This window comes from Flavobacterium aerium, assembly GCF_030766725.1.
GTDB lineage: Bacteria > Bacteroidota > Bacteroidia > Flavobacteriales > Flavobacteriaceae > Flavobacterium > Flavobacterium aerium.
Map to the genome: position 1 here is coordinate 37,035 of NZ_JARQWR010000015.1, position 14,998 is coordinate 52,032.

General features: G+C 32.0%; 17 protein-coding genes, 1 tRNA gene and 1 riboswitch. Of the genes, 10 read left to right on the forward strand and 8 right to left on the reverse strand.

Annotated elements, in window-relative coordinates:
* The 4 genes from P6733_RS17340 to P6733_RS17355 all read right to left on the reverse strand — a co-directional run bounded on the left by P6733_RS17340 (position 1) and on the right by P6733_RS17355 (position 4,710).
* Entirely contained in the window at positions 1 to 456 is a 456-nt protein-coding gene (locus P6733_RS17340) for a T9SS type A sorting domain-containing protein (RefSeq protein WP_306354221.1), read from the reverse strand.
* 304 nt (positions 457 to 760) lie between these two features.
* On the reverse strand, positions 761 to 1,741 hold the full coding sequence (locus P6733_RS17345; RefSeq protein ID WP_306354222.1) for a T9SS type A sorting domain-containing protein: 981 nt from the start codon (positions 1,739 to 1,741) through the stop codon (positions 761 to 763).
* Between the two features lie 73 nt (positions 1,742 to 1,814).
* Positions 1,815 to 2,870: a YncE family protein gene (locus P6733_RS17350; protein WP_306354223.1), complete on the reverse strand. Its 1,056-nt coding sequence runs from the start codon at positions 2,868 to 2,870 to the stop codon at positions 1,815 to 1,817.
* 4 nt (positions 2,871 to 2,874) lie between these two features.
* Positions 2,875 to 4,710 carry a TonB-dependent receptor plug domain-containing protein gene (locus P6733_RS17355; protein ID WP_306354236.1) on the reverse strand — a complete coding sequence of 612 codons (1,836 nt, stop codon included), beginning with the start codon at positions 4,708 to 4,710 and terminating at the stop codon, positions 2,875 to 2,877.
* Between the two features lie 29 nt (positions 4,711 to 4,739).
* Positions 4,740 to 5,018, reverse strand: a riboswitch (cobalamin riboswitch).
* A 95-nt stretch (positions 5,019 to 5,113) separates the two neighbouring features.
* On the opposite strand from P6733_RS17355, the gene P6733_RS17360 reads away from it, so the two are divergent.
* From P6733_RS17360 to P6733_RS17375, 4 genes are all read left to right on the forward strand, one after another.
* Positions 5,114 to 6,256 (forward strand): ABC transporter substrate-binding protein, encoded by a 1,143-nt coding sequence (locus P6733_RS17360; protein WP_306354224.1) that lies wholly within the window; start codon positions 5,114 to 5,116, stop codon positions 6,254 to 6,256.
* Between the two features lies 1 nt (position 6,257).
* The gene (locus tag P6733_RS17365; RefSeq protein ID WP_306354225.1) at positions 6,258 to 7,289 is read left to right on the forward strand and encodes an iron ABC transporter permease; all 1,032 of its coding nucleotides are present in this window, start codon (positions 6,258 to 6,260) and stop codon (positions 7,287 to 7,289) included.
* On the forward strand, positions 7,289 to 8,074 hold the full coding sequence (locus P6733_RS17370; RefSeq protein WP_306354226.1) for an ABC transporter ATP-binding protein: 786 nt from the start codon (positions 7,289 to 7,291) through the stop codon (positions 8,072 to 8,074). Before P6733_RS17365 ends, P6733_RS17370 begins: the two co-directional genes overlap by 1 nt.
* 90 nt (positions 8,075 to 8,164) lie before the next feature.
* The gene (locus P6733_RS17375) at positions 8,165 to 9,037 is read left to right on the forward strand and encodes a pirin family protein (RefSeq protein WP_306354227.1); all 873 of its coding nucleotides are present in this window, start codon (positions 8,165 to 8,167) and stop codon (positions 9,035 to 9,037) included.
* 82 nt (positions 9,038 to 9,119) lie between these two features.
* Here P6733_RS17375 and P6733_RS17380 read toward each other — a convergent pair whose 3' ends face one another.
* On the reverse strand, positions 9,120 to 9,626 hold the full coding sequence (locus P6733_RS17380; RefSeq protein WP_306354228.1) for a ClbS/DfsB family four-helix bundle protein: 507 nt from the start codon (positions 9,624 to 9,626) through the stop codon (positions 9,120 to 9,122).
* 128 nt (positions 9,627 to 9,754) lie between these two features.
* Entirely contained in the window at positions 9,755 to 9,967 is a 213-nt protein-coding gene (locus P6733_RS17385) for a hypothetical protein (RefSeq protein WP_306354229.1), read from the reverse strand.
* A gap of 243 nt (positions 9,968 to 10,210) precedes the next feature.
* On the opposite strand from P6733_RS17385, the gene P6733_RS17390 reads away from it, so the two are divergent.
* Positions 10,211 to 10,287: transfer RNA gene (locus tag P6733_RS17390), tRNA-Arg, on the forward strand.
* Between the two features lie 153 nt (positions 10,288 to 10,440).
* Positions 10,441 to 11,661, forward strand: coding sequence for a tyrosine-type recombinase/integrase (locus tag P6733_RS17395; RefSeq protein ID WP_306354230.1), 1,221 nt, complete (start codon positions 10,441 to 10,443; stop codon positions 11,659 to 11,661).
* Here the strand turns inward: P6733_RS17395 and P6733_RS18010 are convergent.
* Together P6733_RS18010 and P6733_RS17400 are read right to left on the reverse strand one after the other, a co-directional pair.
* Entirely contained in the window at positions 11,641 to 11,742 is a 102-nt protein-coding gene (locus P6733_RS18010) for an IS3 family transposase (protein WP_372339315.1), read from the reverse strand. The genes P6733_RS17395 and P6733_RS18010 overlap by 21 nt on opposite strands.
* 54 nt (positions 11,743 to 11,796) lie before the next feature.
* Positions 11,797 to 12,564 carry an XRE family transcriptional regulator gene (locus P6733_RS17400; RefSeq protein ID WP_306354231.1) on the reverse strand — a complete coding sequence of 256 codons (768 nt, stop codon included), beginning with the start codon at positions 12,562 to 12,564 and terminating at the stop codon, positions 11,797 to 11,799.
* Between the two features lie 475 nt (positions 12,565 to 13,039).
* Between P6733_RS17400 and P6733_RS17405 the strand changes: the two genes are divergently transcribed.
* The 4 genes from P6733_RS17405 (at position 13,040) to P6733_RS18015 (ending at position 14,440) form a co-directional block, all read left to right on the forward strand.
* On the forward strand, positions 13,040 to 13,390 hold the full coding sequence (locus P6733_RS17405) for a helix-turn-helix domain-containing protein (protein ID WP_306354232.1): 351 nt from the start codon (positions 13,040 to 13,042) through the stop codon (positions 13,388 to 13,390).
* Positions 13,390 to 13,842, forward strand: a complete 453-nt coding sequence (locus P6733_RS17410) for a hypothetical protein (RefSeq protein WP_306354233.1) — start codon at positions 13,390 to 13,392, stop codon at positions 13,840 to 13,842. The genes P6733_RS17405 and P6733_RS17410 overlap by 1 nt, the downstream gene beginning before the upstream one ends.
* Before the next feature lie 14 nt (positions 13,843 to 13,856).
* Positions 13,857 to 14,183, forward strand: coding sequence for a hypothetical protein (locus tag P6733_RS17415; protein WP_306354234.1), 327 nt, complete (start codon positions 13,857 to 13,859; stop codon positions 14,181 to 14,183).
* Positions 14,184 to 14,338: 155 nt separating this feature from the next.
* A complete protein-coding gene (locus tag P6733_RS18015; protein WP_372339316.1) occupies positions 14,339 to 14,440 on the forward strand; it encodes an HNH endonuclease in 102 nt (33 codons plus the stop codon).
* The last annotated feature ends 558 nt before the right edge of the window (positions 14,441 to 14,998 follow it).

Here is a 14,998-nt window from a genome sequence, read left to right on the forward strand (position 1 = left end):
TTACTGTTTAATAATTTTTAATGTTTTCTTTTCCCCGTTTGAATAAAGCATAACTAAATTGTAATGACCTATTGAATAATCTCTGAAATTGATGGAACTTAGCTCCACATTTTGTAAATTATTTGTCATTTTTATTTGTTGTCCATTCATTGAAAAGAGCGTTATACTTATCACTTGATTTTCTCTAGTATTCTCCCATTTTATATATAACTCTTCGACAACTGGATTTGGATAGTAAGAAATCCCTAAAGAAATATCTTCTTTGAAATAATCATCCTCCGATATAGTTTCTAATGTTTCATATTTTTCAAATGTATCTCCTAGTAACATACAATTAATACAGATTTTTCTTGTTATTTGATTCCCAGCACTGTCATAATTAAATTGTAATGCTGTCGTTTGGCTATATGTCATGCCATAGGCAAACATAAACAAGAATAAAATTTTGTTTTTCATAAATTATTTTAACACTATTGATTGATATTAATCTGTAAAAGATGGCGTTTGTTACATTTAAAACCATACTTTAATTCCTTTTTTTAAGAGAAAAAGATTATAGATATCTCTAATCTATATTTAATTCATTGATTTTTAATGTTTTTTGCAAAATAACAAAAAATAATTAAGTAATTAATAACAAATAAAAGATTACATATTAACAAAATGCTTCTTGACTTATATATAATATAAATTTCTCCGTAGGGAGAGTACATTAAAATGTTTTATAATCTATGGAGAGAAATTTGTGCGAAAAATTCGACTATTTTATTACTAGACGCTTTGTAGAGGTTCTATTTCCCACTGAAACTTCAAATAAATATAATCCTGTATTCAATATAGAAACATTTACCCCTTCTTGGTTTACTCCTTTTTGTTGCAAAACAATTCGACCCGAAACATCATATACTTTCACATCTGCTGTTTCTAATCCTTTAATGTAAACTTTATCGGTAGTTGGATTCGGATAAATATAAAAGTCCAATTCATTAGTAACTTCATCAATCCCCAATGTCGATTGATTGATTACGCCCACTCCGGCTAAATCGAATCCTCCAGAATTAAATGGTGTTGGATATGGATCATTCACTTTATTACCAAAACTATCTAAGGATGCAAATTCAGGAATAATAGTTCCTACCACATCAATCACTTTCACATGAGTAATTCTATTCTTGTTTAATAAAGGATTATTGGGTAATTCATCAATATCAAATGGGGTTCCAAAGGTTCCTCTATATTTCCCTGCTAAGTTATTTAAGTAAGTACAATCTAATGAACCAAAGCCTCCAACTTGTGTAGCTGTTTGAGTTTGGCTATGTGCTGGGAAACGGAAAAAATTTATACCATCTGAACTGACCTCAACAAATGCTAATTCTAAGAAAAAATCTGTACCATTTTCAAAAACAGCGAAATCAAATCCTGGTCCATTCGTAATCGGCTTTGCAAATGTCAATGTTGCTGTTCCAGCATCACCTAAACTCACAACACCATTTTCTCCTGCAACACCTAATGGTGAAGAAGAAGAACCAATGGATGCTCTATTACTGCCATTGTATGTTTTTGTCGTATCTGAAATCTGGATATATCCTCTTACAATTTCCGCTCCGGTAGCCCAAGCAACAAATACAGCATCGTCTTTATATAGGGCTGTAGAACCTGGTTCTTCTGCTTTAGGTGGATAAGATTGTGCATTGGATATGAAGGTAAAAAAAATAGAAGCTAAAAGTAATGTTTGTTTCATATAATAATATTTAAGATTATAATAAAAAGACTTTCCAAACGGAAAGTCTTTTTATTGATTTATTTAGTTTGAATTAATCGTTGAAATAACAACTATTAGGTCCAACTCCTACAGTGACTGTACCTACTAAAGTTCCAGCAGTTGTATAAACGTGAACTTTACTATCTGATTCAAAATCGCCTGCATCAACAGCATAAATTCTATTTCCTTTCACATTAAAGCCATACATCGCTCCATATAGTGAAGTTGAATTATAATCAAATAATGGTGTTGTTGAAGGTGCAGTTGCTGTTAAATTCATCACATAAGCAGCAGAATTAACTGTGTAGTATATTTTCCCATCTTCAATGTTTAAGTTTGAAGCTAAATTCAATGATGTAGGGAATACAATTTCGCTTACGATTTGATTGGTTGCCGTACTGATTTTTACAATTTTACTTGGTGCAGAATAGCTATTACATAAAACGTATAAAATACCATTTTCTTCTTCAAATGAATTTGGAGATTCTCCTAAGTCGATAACTTTTTCAATAGTATTTGAAGCAGGATTAATAACGGTTACAGAACTTCCATTACCGTAGCTTCCATTAGAAACATATATTTTTCCGTTTTCTTCAATAATTTTATTTGCTACTGTATTCATTGGAATAGTAGCCTCAACCGTTAAAGTGTTCAAATTCACTACTGCAACAAAATCATCATTATTTACTGTAACATTCGCAGCATTGCTTACATACGCTTTTCCATTTTTTACCACACCATACATTGGCACCAATAAACCCGTTTGTATTTTACCTAATAATTTAAATGTATAACGATTCACTACCGTAATTATACTTGAACCATTGGCAATAACATATGCTTTGTCTCCATCAAAAAATATGGATTGCACATATTTACCTAGAGCATCTCCATTATTTACCTGTCCGTAAACATTTTGTTCAACTTTAGTTAAGTTATCACTAACAAAAGTTACAGTTCCTAAGCTATTCCCGTTTCCTTCATTTGTAACAAAGAAACCTTTTTCATAAGCTCCTAAAGGTAGAGTTGCTTCGTCGTCATTATCACTACAGGATGCAAAGAAAAGTGAGCCAACAAGCGCTACTAAAAATAATTTATTCAATTTCATCGTATTAAAAATTAAAGGTTAGATACATATTAAAATTTCTTCCTGGTAGAGGTCTATTCTCTACGCTTTGGTATTTTTCATTCCACAAATTCAGAACTTGTGCACCAATTTTATAGGAATTGGTTTTCCCAAAATTATAATCCAGTCCTACATTAGCGACTTGATATGATTTTATATTATAACGAGAATTATTATCTGTTCTTGTAAACACTTCTCCATTGTATAAGAACTGGTAATAAGCGGACCATCTTTGATATCCATAGGATACTGCTGCTGTAGCTTTATGATAGGGTACATAGGTTAATTGCTTATCTAGTCTTTCATCCTTAGAAACAGTATAAGCATAGGTTCCACTGATATCTATATAATGATTCCCGTATTTCTTTTGCCAGTTCAATAGAGCTTCTAATCCATAGATTTTAACTTTATCCGTATTCATCGGTTTCCATACGGTTCCCGTAGGTAACCAACGCAACATATCCTTGACCTTTGTGTAGTATCCCGTAACTGTAAGTTTGAATTCTTTGTAACGGAATTCATTTTCTATTTCACCTTGATATGAACTTTCTGGTTTTAAATCTGGATTCCCCGCTCCTTGCCAGTATAAATCATTAAAAGTTGGAATTCTAAAGTTTTTGGAAGCATTGATTTTTAGTTTATAAAATTTTGTGAATCCATATTCTGCCCCTGCAGAGAATAAGTAGGGACTTTTATAATTGTCTGTCAATTCTTTTCTTGCACTTAATTCGTAATCAAATTTATCCGTGACTTGGTGCTTCATCAATACAGTAACTGATCCTATATTTCGTGTATTCTCTGGAACGTTACTTCCAAAACCTTTTGTACGAGTATAGTCTAGAATGGCATTCAATCGAATATTTTCTCCCAATTGATAGGCTAAATCATATTTTGCAATCAGACTTTCGGCTTTGCCTTTAGAATAAATATCTTCTTGTTCTATATTATCAAAGTATTTATAGCTTTCGCTGATAAAAGCTACTTTTAATTTAGATGTGAATTGGTTTTGAAAACTTACCCATTCCAACATATTTCTCGAATTCACATCTTGGTATTTTGTCTTCGGTTCATTGGGTGTTATTAAAGAGAAATGACGTTCTCCATCAAATAACTGACTGTAAAATTTCAGAAAATTAGAATCGTTTATTTTGTATCCAAAATTGGCACTTATACTTGTGTTATAGAATGCCCCGTTCAGATTCTTTCTATCAGTTCCTATATAATCGTAATCATTATCCGAACTATTATGGGTAATACTAACTTGTGCACTAAATTTTTCGTTTGAAGCCTGCATTCTATAATGACCACCATAGGTATTGAAACTACCATATTTTATGGAAACGTCATTATTAAAAAAATTCCCAAATACTAAATCATTATTCAAGTGTATACTACCGCCTATTGCACTACTACCGTAAATGGAACTTCCTCCACCGGCACGTACGGTAATATTATTAAAATCGTAGGTATTGATGACATTAAAATCTGTTTGCCCAAGCAACTGAGAATTGATATTAATTCCATTCCAGATTACAGCGGTTTGTTGCGCTGTTGTTCCTCTAAAAGAGGGAGAAGAAACCATTCCTAATCCATTTTCTTTAAAATAGATAACGGTATTATAATTCAATAACGAAGTCAGGGAAGATTGGTTTTTTCTCAGAATAGAATCATTCAATTTCAATACAGATTGTGTATTGGAATTGTTCTTCAACTGCGAATCGGACACAACAACTTCCTTCAAATGAATTGCAGGGTTGTTTTGGGCTAAAACCAATTGGCTAACCACAAGGAAACAGAATAATACTATTTTTTTCAAAGTCATCATTTTCTAAACTTTTTTCCCGAAAGTTTGATCATTGTTATACTAAGGCAGGTCTCCTGGCTTGCGTCTTATTGTTTACCTTCCCATTAGTTTATCACTAACAGTGGTTTGTGGAGATAACAACAAGCATTCTAAATACAGAACTAAGCTTACAGTTGCGGGAACAGCTCAAGACTTCAAAAAATATTTTTTATTACATTCAAAAAACAAATTCATTTTTTGAAGTAGTATATCAATATTTCAGGCACTTGATTCCCTTTTAATGTGATTTGTAAATCAAATTCACAACCTTAATTTTCGCTGCAAATATAATGTTATCATTCGGATATTTGAATAAAATTGAGAATACTATAAAAAAAAGCCACTTTCCTTATACCTTTGTAGTATTCCAACTGATTATAAAATGAAACATTTATTTCTTAAAGTTTTCTTTTGCCTTTGTCTAATTTCTTTAACAGGGTGTAAAAAAGAAGCTGAAACTACAGTAGCAAAATCATCTATTGTCAATAATACTATTCAGTATGCAAAGGGATTGGAAATCTATCCATATGCAGGTTACAGTATTGTAAAAATAACCAATCCATGGCCCAATGCGACCAAGCAATACATTTACGTTTTACAACAAAAAAATGGGATTGTACCAGATAGTTTACAACAATACACAACGATACAAGTTCCTATTCAAACGGTTGTAGCCACTTCAACTACTCATATTCCTTCTTTGGAAATGCTTGGTGTAGAGCATACTTTAGTAGGTTTTCCAAATACGAGTTATATTTCTTCAGAAAAAACAAGAAAATTAATTGATGCTGGAAAAGTTAAAGAAGTGGGAAATAATGAAAGTCTAAACACCGAAGTCTTAATTGATCTAGCCCCACAATTAATTGTAGGATACGGAATCGATGATAATAATCCGGCCTTAGATAATCTTCAAAAAAGCGGATTAAAAGTAATCTTGAATGGCGATTGGAATGAACAAACTCCACTAGGAAAAGCAGAATGGTTAAAATTCTTTGGTGCCTTATATGGCTTAGAAGACAAAGCGAATTCATTATTTCAAAATATAGAAAAAGAATACAAAGATGCCTTGGTACTAGCACAGAAAGCTACCACCAAGCCTACTGTTTTAAGTGGTGCTTTGTATAAAGACCAATGGTATTTACCAGAAGGAAACAGTTGGGCAGCAACGTTTTTAAAAGATGCCAATGCAGAATACATGTGGGCAAACACAACTGGGACAGGTAGTTTATCGCTTAGTTTTGAAACTGTATTAGACAAAGCGCAATCTGCTGATTTTTGGATTGGTCCAGCACAGTTTTCTTCCTTGGACGAAATGTCAAAAAGCAATCCACATTACAGTCAATTTAAAGCTTTTAAAAACAAGAATGTTTATTCTTCTAGTATCAAAAAGGGAGCTACAGGCGGTGTCATTTATTATGAATTATCGCCGAATCGACCTGATATTGTTTTAAAGGATATTATCAAAATTACGCATCCCGAATTACTAACGAATTACGAACCATTTTTCTTTCAAAAATTAGAATAATTTGACGCTAACTCGTAAAAATACTTTTCTTTTTGGTGGTTTAGGTCTTTGCTTAATCCTCCTCTTTTTAATCAATATTAGCTTAGGATCTGTTTCTATTCCATTAAAAGAAGTTTTTAATAGCTTAACGGGTGGAACAGCGAGTAAGTCTACTTGGGAATATATTATTGTGAATTATCGATTACCCAAGGCAATCACGGCTGTTTTAGTCGGAATTGGTCTTTCTATTGGTGGATTATTAATGCAAACCTTATTTCGTAATCCATTAGCTGGACCTGATGTTTTGGGATTGAGTTCGGGGGCAAGTTTGGGTGTAGCATTTGTTATTTTGGGAACAAGTCTGGTTCCTGTCTTTCTAGCAGGTTTTTTGCTCTCTCCCTATGGAATTATTTTGGCCTCTAGTCTTGGAAGTTTTTTTGTCTTATTAGCCATTTTGTTTGTTTCAAAACGGGTAAGAAACACATTAGCTATCCTAATTATTGGATTAATGTTTGGGAGCTTTACTAGTGCAATAGTGGGAGTACTTACCTATTTCAGTACCGCAGAGCAATTGCAAAAATTCACCTTTTGGGCATTGGGCAGTCTAGGAAATTTATCTTGGTCTTCTTTATTGATTTTAAGTATTTGTTGCCTTATCGGATTAATATTAAGTATTATCAGCATAAAACCATTGGATGCACTTTTATTGGGCGAAAACTATGCAAAAAGTATGGGATTAAATTTCAAAAGAAATAGACTCATCCTCATTATAGCAACAAGTATTTTCACGGGTAGTATTACCGCTTTTGCTGGCCCTATACTATTCATTGGACTTGTTGTACCACATATTGCCAAATTGATTTTTCAAACCAGTAGTCATACCATATTATTTTATGCCACACTATTGATTGGAGCCATGATTATGCTAATTTGTGATACCGTTTCACAAATGCCCGGAAGTGACTTTACGCTTCCCATCAATGCGATTACCTCTTTGATTGGTGCTCCAATTGTAATTTGGTTATTAGTTAGTAAACGTAAAATGATGACCTAATGAAAACAAATCAATCTCTTTTAGATGCATCGGCTATTACTATAGGCTACCACCACAAAAAGCAAAATATTGTTATTGCTAAGGATATTTCAGTGGTTCTCGATAAAAGTAAACTTATCACTTTAGTCGGGCCAAATGGAATTGGAAAATCTACTTTGCTTCGAACATTAACGGGGATTCAAAAACCGATTAATGGACAAGTGGTGTTGAATAATAAAAATATCGATCAATATACTCCATTAGAATTAGCACAAACGCTAAGTGTTGTATTAACTGAATCTTTACCTCCTAGTAATTTGACGGTATACGAATTAGTTGCCTTAGGAAGACAACCTTATACCAATTGGCTTGGGACACTCGCTCCCGAAGATATTGAAAAAGTGAATCGAGCCATTGAAATCACTCAGATTGATTACATAAAGCACAAAAAGCATTATGAGATCAGCGATGGTCAATTGCAAAAAGTATTAGTCGCAAGAGCTTTGGCACAGGATACTCCTTTGATTATATTGGATGAACCTACAACACATTTGGATTTATTTCATAAAGTCTCTCTTTTCAAATTATTAAAAAAACTGACACAAGAAACGGATAAATGTATCCTCTTTTCTACCCATGATATTGACTTAGCAATACAGCTTAGTGATGAAATGATTATCATGACCAAAGATGATTTCATTCAGGATACGCCTTGCAAGCATATTGAAAAGGGTACCTTTAATACTATTTTTAAAGATGACGCCATCATTTTCGATGCTGAAAAAGGGAAATTTATCATCTCCTAATTTTATCACAAAACACGGTTTCATAACCCCCACTCCTTCCTTTTTTCCTAAATAATTAGTACCTTAGACGTCAATCTAAAAGCATTATTTATGTCAAATACTGACCTTATTATTGAAGAAAGAAGTAGAGATATTGGAGACTTTCTAGTAGGCCGACTTATTCCGTTTAGAAAGAAAAGAATGGTAGGTCCCTTCATTTTTATTGATCACATGATCCCTACTAAACTTGGTCCTGAACACTATATGGATGTAAATCAGCATCCACATATTGGCTTATCTACCTTAACCTTTTTATTAGAAGGTGAAATTATGCATGAGGATAGTATTGGTTCAAATCAACGTGTTACACCTGAATCTGTAGGATGGATGACTGCTGGAAAAGGAGTTACCCATACGGAACGTACACCTGATGATTTGCGTCATGGAAACGAATTCACAGTACATGGTTTTCAGATTTGGGTAGCATTACCAAAAGCATTAGAAAAAATGGAACCTGAATTTCATTATTTTGAAAATACTGAATTACCAAAATGGTCTGATGGCCCAGCTAATTTTACCTTAGTTGCAGGAAAAGGTTATGGAAAAGTATCTCCTGTACCTGTACATTCGGAGCTTTTCATGATTGAAGTAAAAACAAAAGAAGAATACCACTTAAACACGAGTGACAATCTTTTTGGTGAAATTGGAATTTGTGTTGTAGAAGGTGAAATTCAAGCGTGTGAACATACTGTTGAAAAAGGAAATATGTTAGTCTCAAAAATTGACGGCCAATGTGCTGTTGTTTTAAAACCAAACACGCATCTTTTATTATTTGGTGGGGAACCATTTCCTGAGGAACGACAAATTTTTTGGAATTTTGTTTCTTCAGATTTAGATACTTTGGAAGAGGCTAAAAAACGTTGGAAAAACAAAGAGTTTCCAAAAGTTCCAAATGACAACACCTATATTCCGATGCCGGAATAAATAAACAGGATTGGATTAAGCATTTTGTAAATAAAGCTATAACAGACTGCTTAATCCAATTTATATTTCAAATGTTTTGATATTACGCTTTTTGTTTTAACCACTTTCGAAGTCTTGAACGTGCATTTTTATAGGGTGAAGCAGTATTAAACTGAATCATTCTTCCTCTTGTCCATTGATTATACCATGTTACTTCATATAAATCATGTGTGTCATAATGCATCACTATTTGTATAATTTCATGAACAACTTCATCCAGTTTTGTAAGCAATTCTGAATAGCTGTATGTTTCATAATCTTGGTAAAATTTCTGAGCTAATTTCCCTAATTCATTCCATTTAAAATCCGTCTCAGGGAAATCTATCGCTATACCATTTGCTTCATTTCTATGCCATTTCAGTACAAGTTCTCCCCAACCAATTAGATATGAAACAAGATTTTTAACGCTAATGAATGTCTCTGCAACATGTCCCTCAATTTCAAAATCATCTTCCCATTCCAACGGAACTAAATCCAAATCCTTTTCCAGTTTTGCATAAGAATCTTCAATTGCCGAAAGTAATTCTTGTTTATTCTGTGGAACTGCCATAGAGTTATTTTTATAGATTGTTTAGACAACTTAAATATAAATATTTATTCATTATCTCCATCCAAAAAACAACTATTTATTCCTTTACTTCCAGAATGGTTTCGTTTTTAGCTGTGTCGAATTCCATTCTAGTTCTCCTTTAAAATAATTATGTATTTTGATGCATACTGCGGTATTCCCAAGAATATAGGCAATACCATTCCGAATTGATTTCCTGAAAAAATTTCAATTGTAAGACCTTCAATGTAATTGATGTAATTCAGGTCATCACATTGAATTTTTAAATCCCAAGTATGACTTGCAATCTGATGAATACTCTGTATTTCTGCTTGATGTGCCATAACTTATGAAAAAGTCTAGTCTTGATATAAGTCAAAAAATGATTTTATTCCGTAATTTATTTTTCGCTTCTCTTTTGCATAATTGGACCTAACCTACTCAATTTCACGCATTTTAATTGGTATTAGAATAACCAAACTCAGTGTTTTCAATGGGCCAATTCTCTTGTAAACCCAATAAAAGCTGAAAGTATTTGCTTTTCTTCTTTAAAAACAGTTATTTTGCGCCATAATTGAGAAATTATTGGTCGCGTAGCTCAGCTGGATAGAGCACCTGCCTTCTAAGCAGGCGGTCATAGGTTCGAATCCTATCGCGATCACCATAAAGAACCCTTGTAAATCAAGGGTTCTTTTGTTTCTACACGTTTTTATATTCAAATTTTATTTAATTTTACCGAAAGAAAAAGCAAAATTTTAGAAGGTTTTTGCACCTTTTTTGCACCTTTTTTTATTTATTAATTTTAGAAATATAAAAAATGACTATAGAAATAAAATTATTGTCTTTTAGACCAGAAGTCAAAGGTGGATTTCCAATTGTTGTAATGATTTCGCATAATTCTAGTAGAAAGAAAAAAACAATTGGTCATTCATTGATTGCTCAATTTAATCAAGGGGAATCAAATGTTTCTAAAAAGCATCCGGAATATGATTTTTTATATCCTAAGATTATTGATTTAAAATATAAAGCAAAGAGATTACTTAATGAAAATCCGCAGGATGTTAATTATGTATATAATGAATTGTTTAGAGTTAAAACTGGGTCTTTAGTTTTTTTTGATTTTGGTACTCGTTTGATTGAGGAAATGAAAATGATGGGGAAAAAATATGAGAAGAATAACGATTTGGTTAATAGAAATAAAATAGTAGGAAATGCTTTAGTTTATAAGGGTGCTTTAAATCAGTTTAATGATTTGTATCCTGGACTTTCTATTGTAAAGCTAGATTATAATTCATTAATGGGCTTTAGGAATTTTAAACTAACTTCGGGTAATGAAAGAAGTACTGTCGCTTTGTATTTAAGAACTTTAAGGGCGATCTATAATAAAGCTATATTGATTCATAAACTAGAAGATACAAAGCCATTTAAAGGGGTCTTTATGGGTTTAAGGATTAAGAGTTTTGAGAGTAGAAAAAAATATATAACAAAGAGAAATGTCCAGTTAATTGAAAATTATTTTCATAAATCTTTGATTACTGAAAAATACACGGAATTGTGGTTACTCCAATTTTATTTTGGAGGGGCTGATTTAATTGATGTGTATTTTCTAAAAAGGTCTCAGATTAGAAATGGAAGAATTTTGTTTAAAAGATCAAAAACTAATACTAATCTCCCAATTGATTTAAAAATAACCGAAAAGGCGCAATTAATTATAGATAAATATTCTTTTCATGATGATAAAGAATATTTATTTCCTTGGAGGAAAGATACTAATGGTTACAAGACCTTTAGGAGGAATTTACAAGAGTTTATTATAAAAATTCAAAAAATATTAGAAATTGAGGTTCTTCCTGATGGAGGCAATTTAGGTATAAAAGTAGCCCGCCATACGTTTGCTAACATAGCAAAAAATTTGAATATTGAGCCTGATTTAATTCGTGAACTTATGGGGCATGAACGAGATGCTGTAGATAATTATTATAAAGATCGTTTTCCACAAATTGTAAGGGATAAAGCTTTAATGAAAATAATTGAATAAATAAAAAAGACCTATATGGCTCATTCTTTTTAGATTAAGTTTAATCCTCTCATTATTATAGTAATTTATATAGTCGATTATTTCTTTTAGATTGTCTGTTTTTAGTCATAATCCTGTTAATTAGGATATTTAATTTTAAAAGGACCTTTTTATAACATTGAAGATTCGGTAAATATCATTTATACTTATCTCAAAATCTTTTTCAATAGGGTTGCGAGACCTTAGTGTTAGCATTCCAGTGTTGATATTATAATCTTGAATATCTTTATGATAAATTGCTTTTTTGGTCAATAAAACAAAGCCATAATTGGTTTTTCTAAAGCCATCTTGCCATAAATCTTTACCTATTTCTCTAGCTAATAATTCTGCTCCGTCTGGAGTATCATATAGGCCGCCTCCATTCATACTGTCTCCTTTGGCATCAAATGCTAAATAATTTCCGCGCCCTATTCGGTCAACTGAAAATTGAGTTTTTAAAAATTCTCTATCTAGTTTTTCTTCATCATTGTAGGCTTCTAGGTAGGAAGCATATGCGGGGAAAGGGATTTTTAAGACTTCAATTTTAATAGTTCCATCAGGATATTCATAGAAAACATTCCCGTTACTGTTTGTGAAAATTTCTATTTCATTACTATTATCAATGATTGATGCATTTGATTTTGGTATATAGTTATGTGTTGTGGGTGTTATCATATCGCCAATGCCTGTTAAAAGCCAAGTAGGATTAATTTCAGCGTATTTATTTAAGATATTTTCTAATTTATCTACACCAATTGTTTTGCCTTTCTTTAATTGGCTAGCAAACGAACCGTTTGACATACCGACCTCTTTTTCAAAAAACATTACACTAATCCCCTTGTAATCAATATATTTCTTTATTCTTCGTAATGTGTTTTCTTCCATGTAATAAATAAATTTATAAAATATCTTAAATTTTATTGCTTGTTTAGAATATATCTTATTATATTTATATTTGACAAGACACAACAAATATAATAAAGTTTAGAATTGAACATTATGGTTTCCCGTAATAAGAAAATTTTAGAATGTTAGAGCAGCTAATGAGGATAGTCATAAGAAATCGAAATTCTGTAAATAAAAAATTTGAAACAACTCATGTTCAAATTTTGAAACAAATAAATCCCTAAGATCAAAGTAGTTGAGATAAATGAGTTTATGCGGGTTCTGAAAAGTAAGGACTTGATAATAGTGTGATAATTAAACCCGTTGATTTAATTAAAAATGTAGATGTCTCTTTTAAATCACTTACGCAAAATAGTACGTTGAGTAGAGATCAAGCAGTACGATTAGGGAATATTCTCAAGGAGAATAAGCAAGAATCAAAAAAAATAAAATTAAATCTTAAAAAAAATCGAGTATGAAGCAGTCTTTTTACGCCATCATTCCAGCTACTGTTAGATATGATAAATCATTGAAGGCAAATGCGAAACTTCTGTATGGAGAAATTACGGCATTATGCGGTAAAGAGGGCTTTTGTTGGGCAGGTAATAACTATTTCGCTGAATTGTATCAAGTCGATATTAAGACTATTTCAAGATGGATTTCTCAGCTTGCAGATGCTGGATATATTAGTGTGGAATTATTCAAAAATAAAGGAAATAAACGTAAGATTTTTATAGGCAATTCTCTTAAAAAATATAATCAAAAAAATGATTTACCTAGTGCTAAAAAAGACACTACCCTAGTGACAAAAATGACACTAGGGTAGTGACAAAAAAAGCAATAGCTAGTGACAAAAAAGGCACCTCCAATATAAGGATTAATAATACAATTAATAATACAATGAATAAGAGAGAGAAAGCTCTTTCATTTTTAATTGAAAATTCGCCATTGGAATATGAAAATTTCATGATGCGATTTAGAAAGAAATTTGATGATAAAAAGTTTGAAAAATTCACGGAGATATTCGACTGCAAATTTGATGAAGAAGGAAATGAATTTACAACTAAAATTATTTCTGCCAGGTTGACTCGTTTTGCCCTGAATTATATTTCAAGTCTGGATAAAAACAATAAAGCTGATCAATCTAATTCTCTTGAATCAATCCCAACTTATCTAAAAAAATATCGTAATGAGACAAACAATGATTTTATCACAAGCTATTCAGATAGAAGAATCTGTTCTTGGGAAATTAAGAACGATAGGGAACTAAGAACTTAGATCCGTTAAATGAAATGGCAATCTCGGGTAAAGAACTAAAAACATACGCCGAATTGTTAGATGGGGTTGAAAAAGGGGTTGAGTTTCTTTCGCATAAAAAAGAAGATGCTTTAACCGGGGCTTATACTGGATTTAAGAAGATAGATGAGTTTACAGGGGGGTATCAACCTGGAGTTGATATAATTTCATTAGAAATGAGTGCGCATCAATTGGTTACTAGAACCGTTGCAATAGATACAAATTTTCACCTAAATCAGTTGGTTAAAACGAGATTTGATAAGGATGAATATTTTATCACTTTAAGCAAGCATAAGCATAGAATGGAAGGGTATCCTTGTTGATCCTGATGAATTATCAGAACATGGTGGAGAAAGCAACTCGGAGTTTTATAATTCTAGAAGTTGGAGAAAGTTAAGAAGTATTTTTCTAATTGCAAACCCGTTATGTGTTCATTATCTAATAGAAGGATTGAGCGTAGTTGCGACGTTGGTAGATCATATCCTTCCGATTAAAAAAAAGTGGAGCAGCTATGGATAAATTGAACTTACAGGCCTTGTGCTGCTCCTGCCATAATAGAAAATCGGCAACGGATAAATAATTAATATTATCAGAAGGGATAGGGGGTCAAATCTCGATGCTTGCTCTCGAGCGTACATCGCTGTTTAGTTGGAATTTTACTCAGTCTTATTTTTTAGGGGGGGGGGTATAAATGTAGAGAAGTAGAGAAATATAAAAAAAATAGAATATGAGTTTAGATAATTCAAATATCGTGTACACTGTACTAGACTAAGATATAATAACAAAAGAAACAGTAGCGAAAATTTTGATCGTCTTTTAGGTGAAAAACGTTATAATGAGCGGCATGCAATTGAAAGAACAAATGCGCGGAGATAGTTTTAGCTCATTACTCGATAGATTTGATACATCTCTAGCAAGTTGATTAGGCTTTAATTATCTAGCTTTCATTATAATTGCTCTAAAAAGTTTAACAAAATAAAAATTTAAACGACTTTATCCTTACATTTGGTTCCCCTACAGATTAACAATTTTATTTTTCATCTTATCATTTTAAAATTTATGACTAAAAAATTACTTACTGTAATCCTTTTGCAGCTAGGATCGCTAACTGTTTCTGCACAAGATGTTCTTTGGGAGA

Excerpts from the sequence above, each read along its gene's own strand:
- P6733_RS17340 (WP_306354221.1), bottom strand. The coding sequence starts at position 456 with ATGAAAAACAAAATTTTATTCTTGTTTATGTTTGCCTATGGCATGACA.
- P6733_RS17345 (WP_306354222.1), bottom strand. The coding sequence starts at position 1,741 with ATGAAACAAACATTACTTTTAGCTTCTATTTTTTTTACCTTCATATCC.
- P6733_RS17350 (WP_306354223.1), bottom strand. The coding sequence starts at position 2,870 with ATGAAATTGAATAAATTATTTTTAGTAGCGCTTGTTGGCTCACTTTTC.
- P6733_RS17355 (WP_306354236.1), bottom strand. The coding sequence starts at position 4,710 with ATGACTTTGAAAAAAATAGTATTATTCTGTTTCCTTGTGGTTAGCCAA.
- P6733_RS17360 (WP_306354224.1), top strand. The coding sequence starts at position 5,114 with ATGAAACATTTATTTCTTAAAGTTTTCTTTTGCCTTTGTCTAATTTCT.
- P6733_RS17370 (WP_306354226.1), top strand. The coding sequence starts at position 7,289 with ATGAAAACAAATCAATCTCTTTTAGATGCATCGGCTATTACTATAGGC.
- P6733_RS17375 (WP_306354227.1), top strand. The coding sequence starts at position 8,165 with ATGTCAAATACTGACCTTATTATTGAAGAAAGAAGTAGAGATATTGGA.
- P6733_RS17380 (WP_306354228.1), bottom strand. The coding sequence starts at position 9,626 with ATGGCAGTTCCACAGAATAAACAAGAATTACTTTCGGCAATTGAAGAT.
- P6733_RS17385 (WP_306354229.1), bottom strand. The coding sequence starts at position 9,967 with ATGGCACATCAAGCAGAAATACAGAGTATTCATCAGATTGCAAGTCAT.
- P6733_RS17395 (WP_306354230.1), top strand. The coding sequence starts at position 10,441 with ATGACTATAGAAATAAAATTATTGTCTTTTAGACCAGAAGTCAAAGGT.
- P6733_RS17400 (WP_306354231.1), bottom strand. The coding sequence starts at position 12,564 with ATGGAAGAAAACACATTACGAAGAATAAAGAAATATATTGATTACAAG.
- P6733_RS17405 (WP_306354232.1), top strand. The coding sequence starts at position 13,040 with ATGAAGCAGTCTTTTTACGCCATCATTCCAGCTACTGTTAGATATGAT.
- P6733_RS17415 (WP_306354234.1), top strand. The coding sequence starts at position 13,857 with ATGGCAATCTCGGGTAAAGAACTAAAAACATACGCCGAATTGTTAGAT.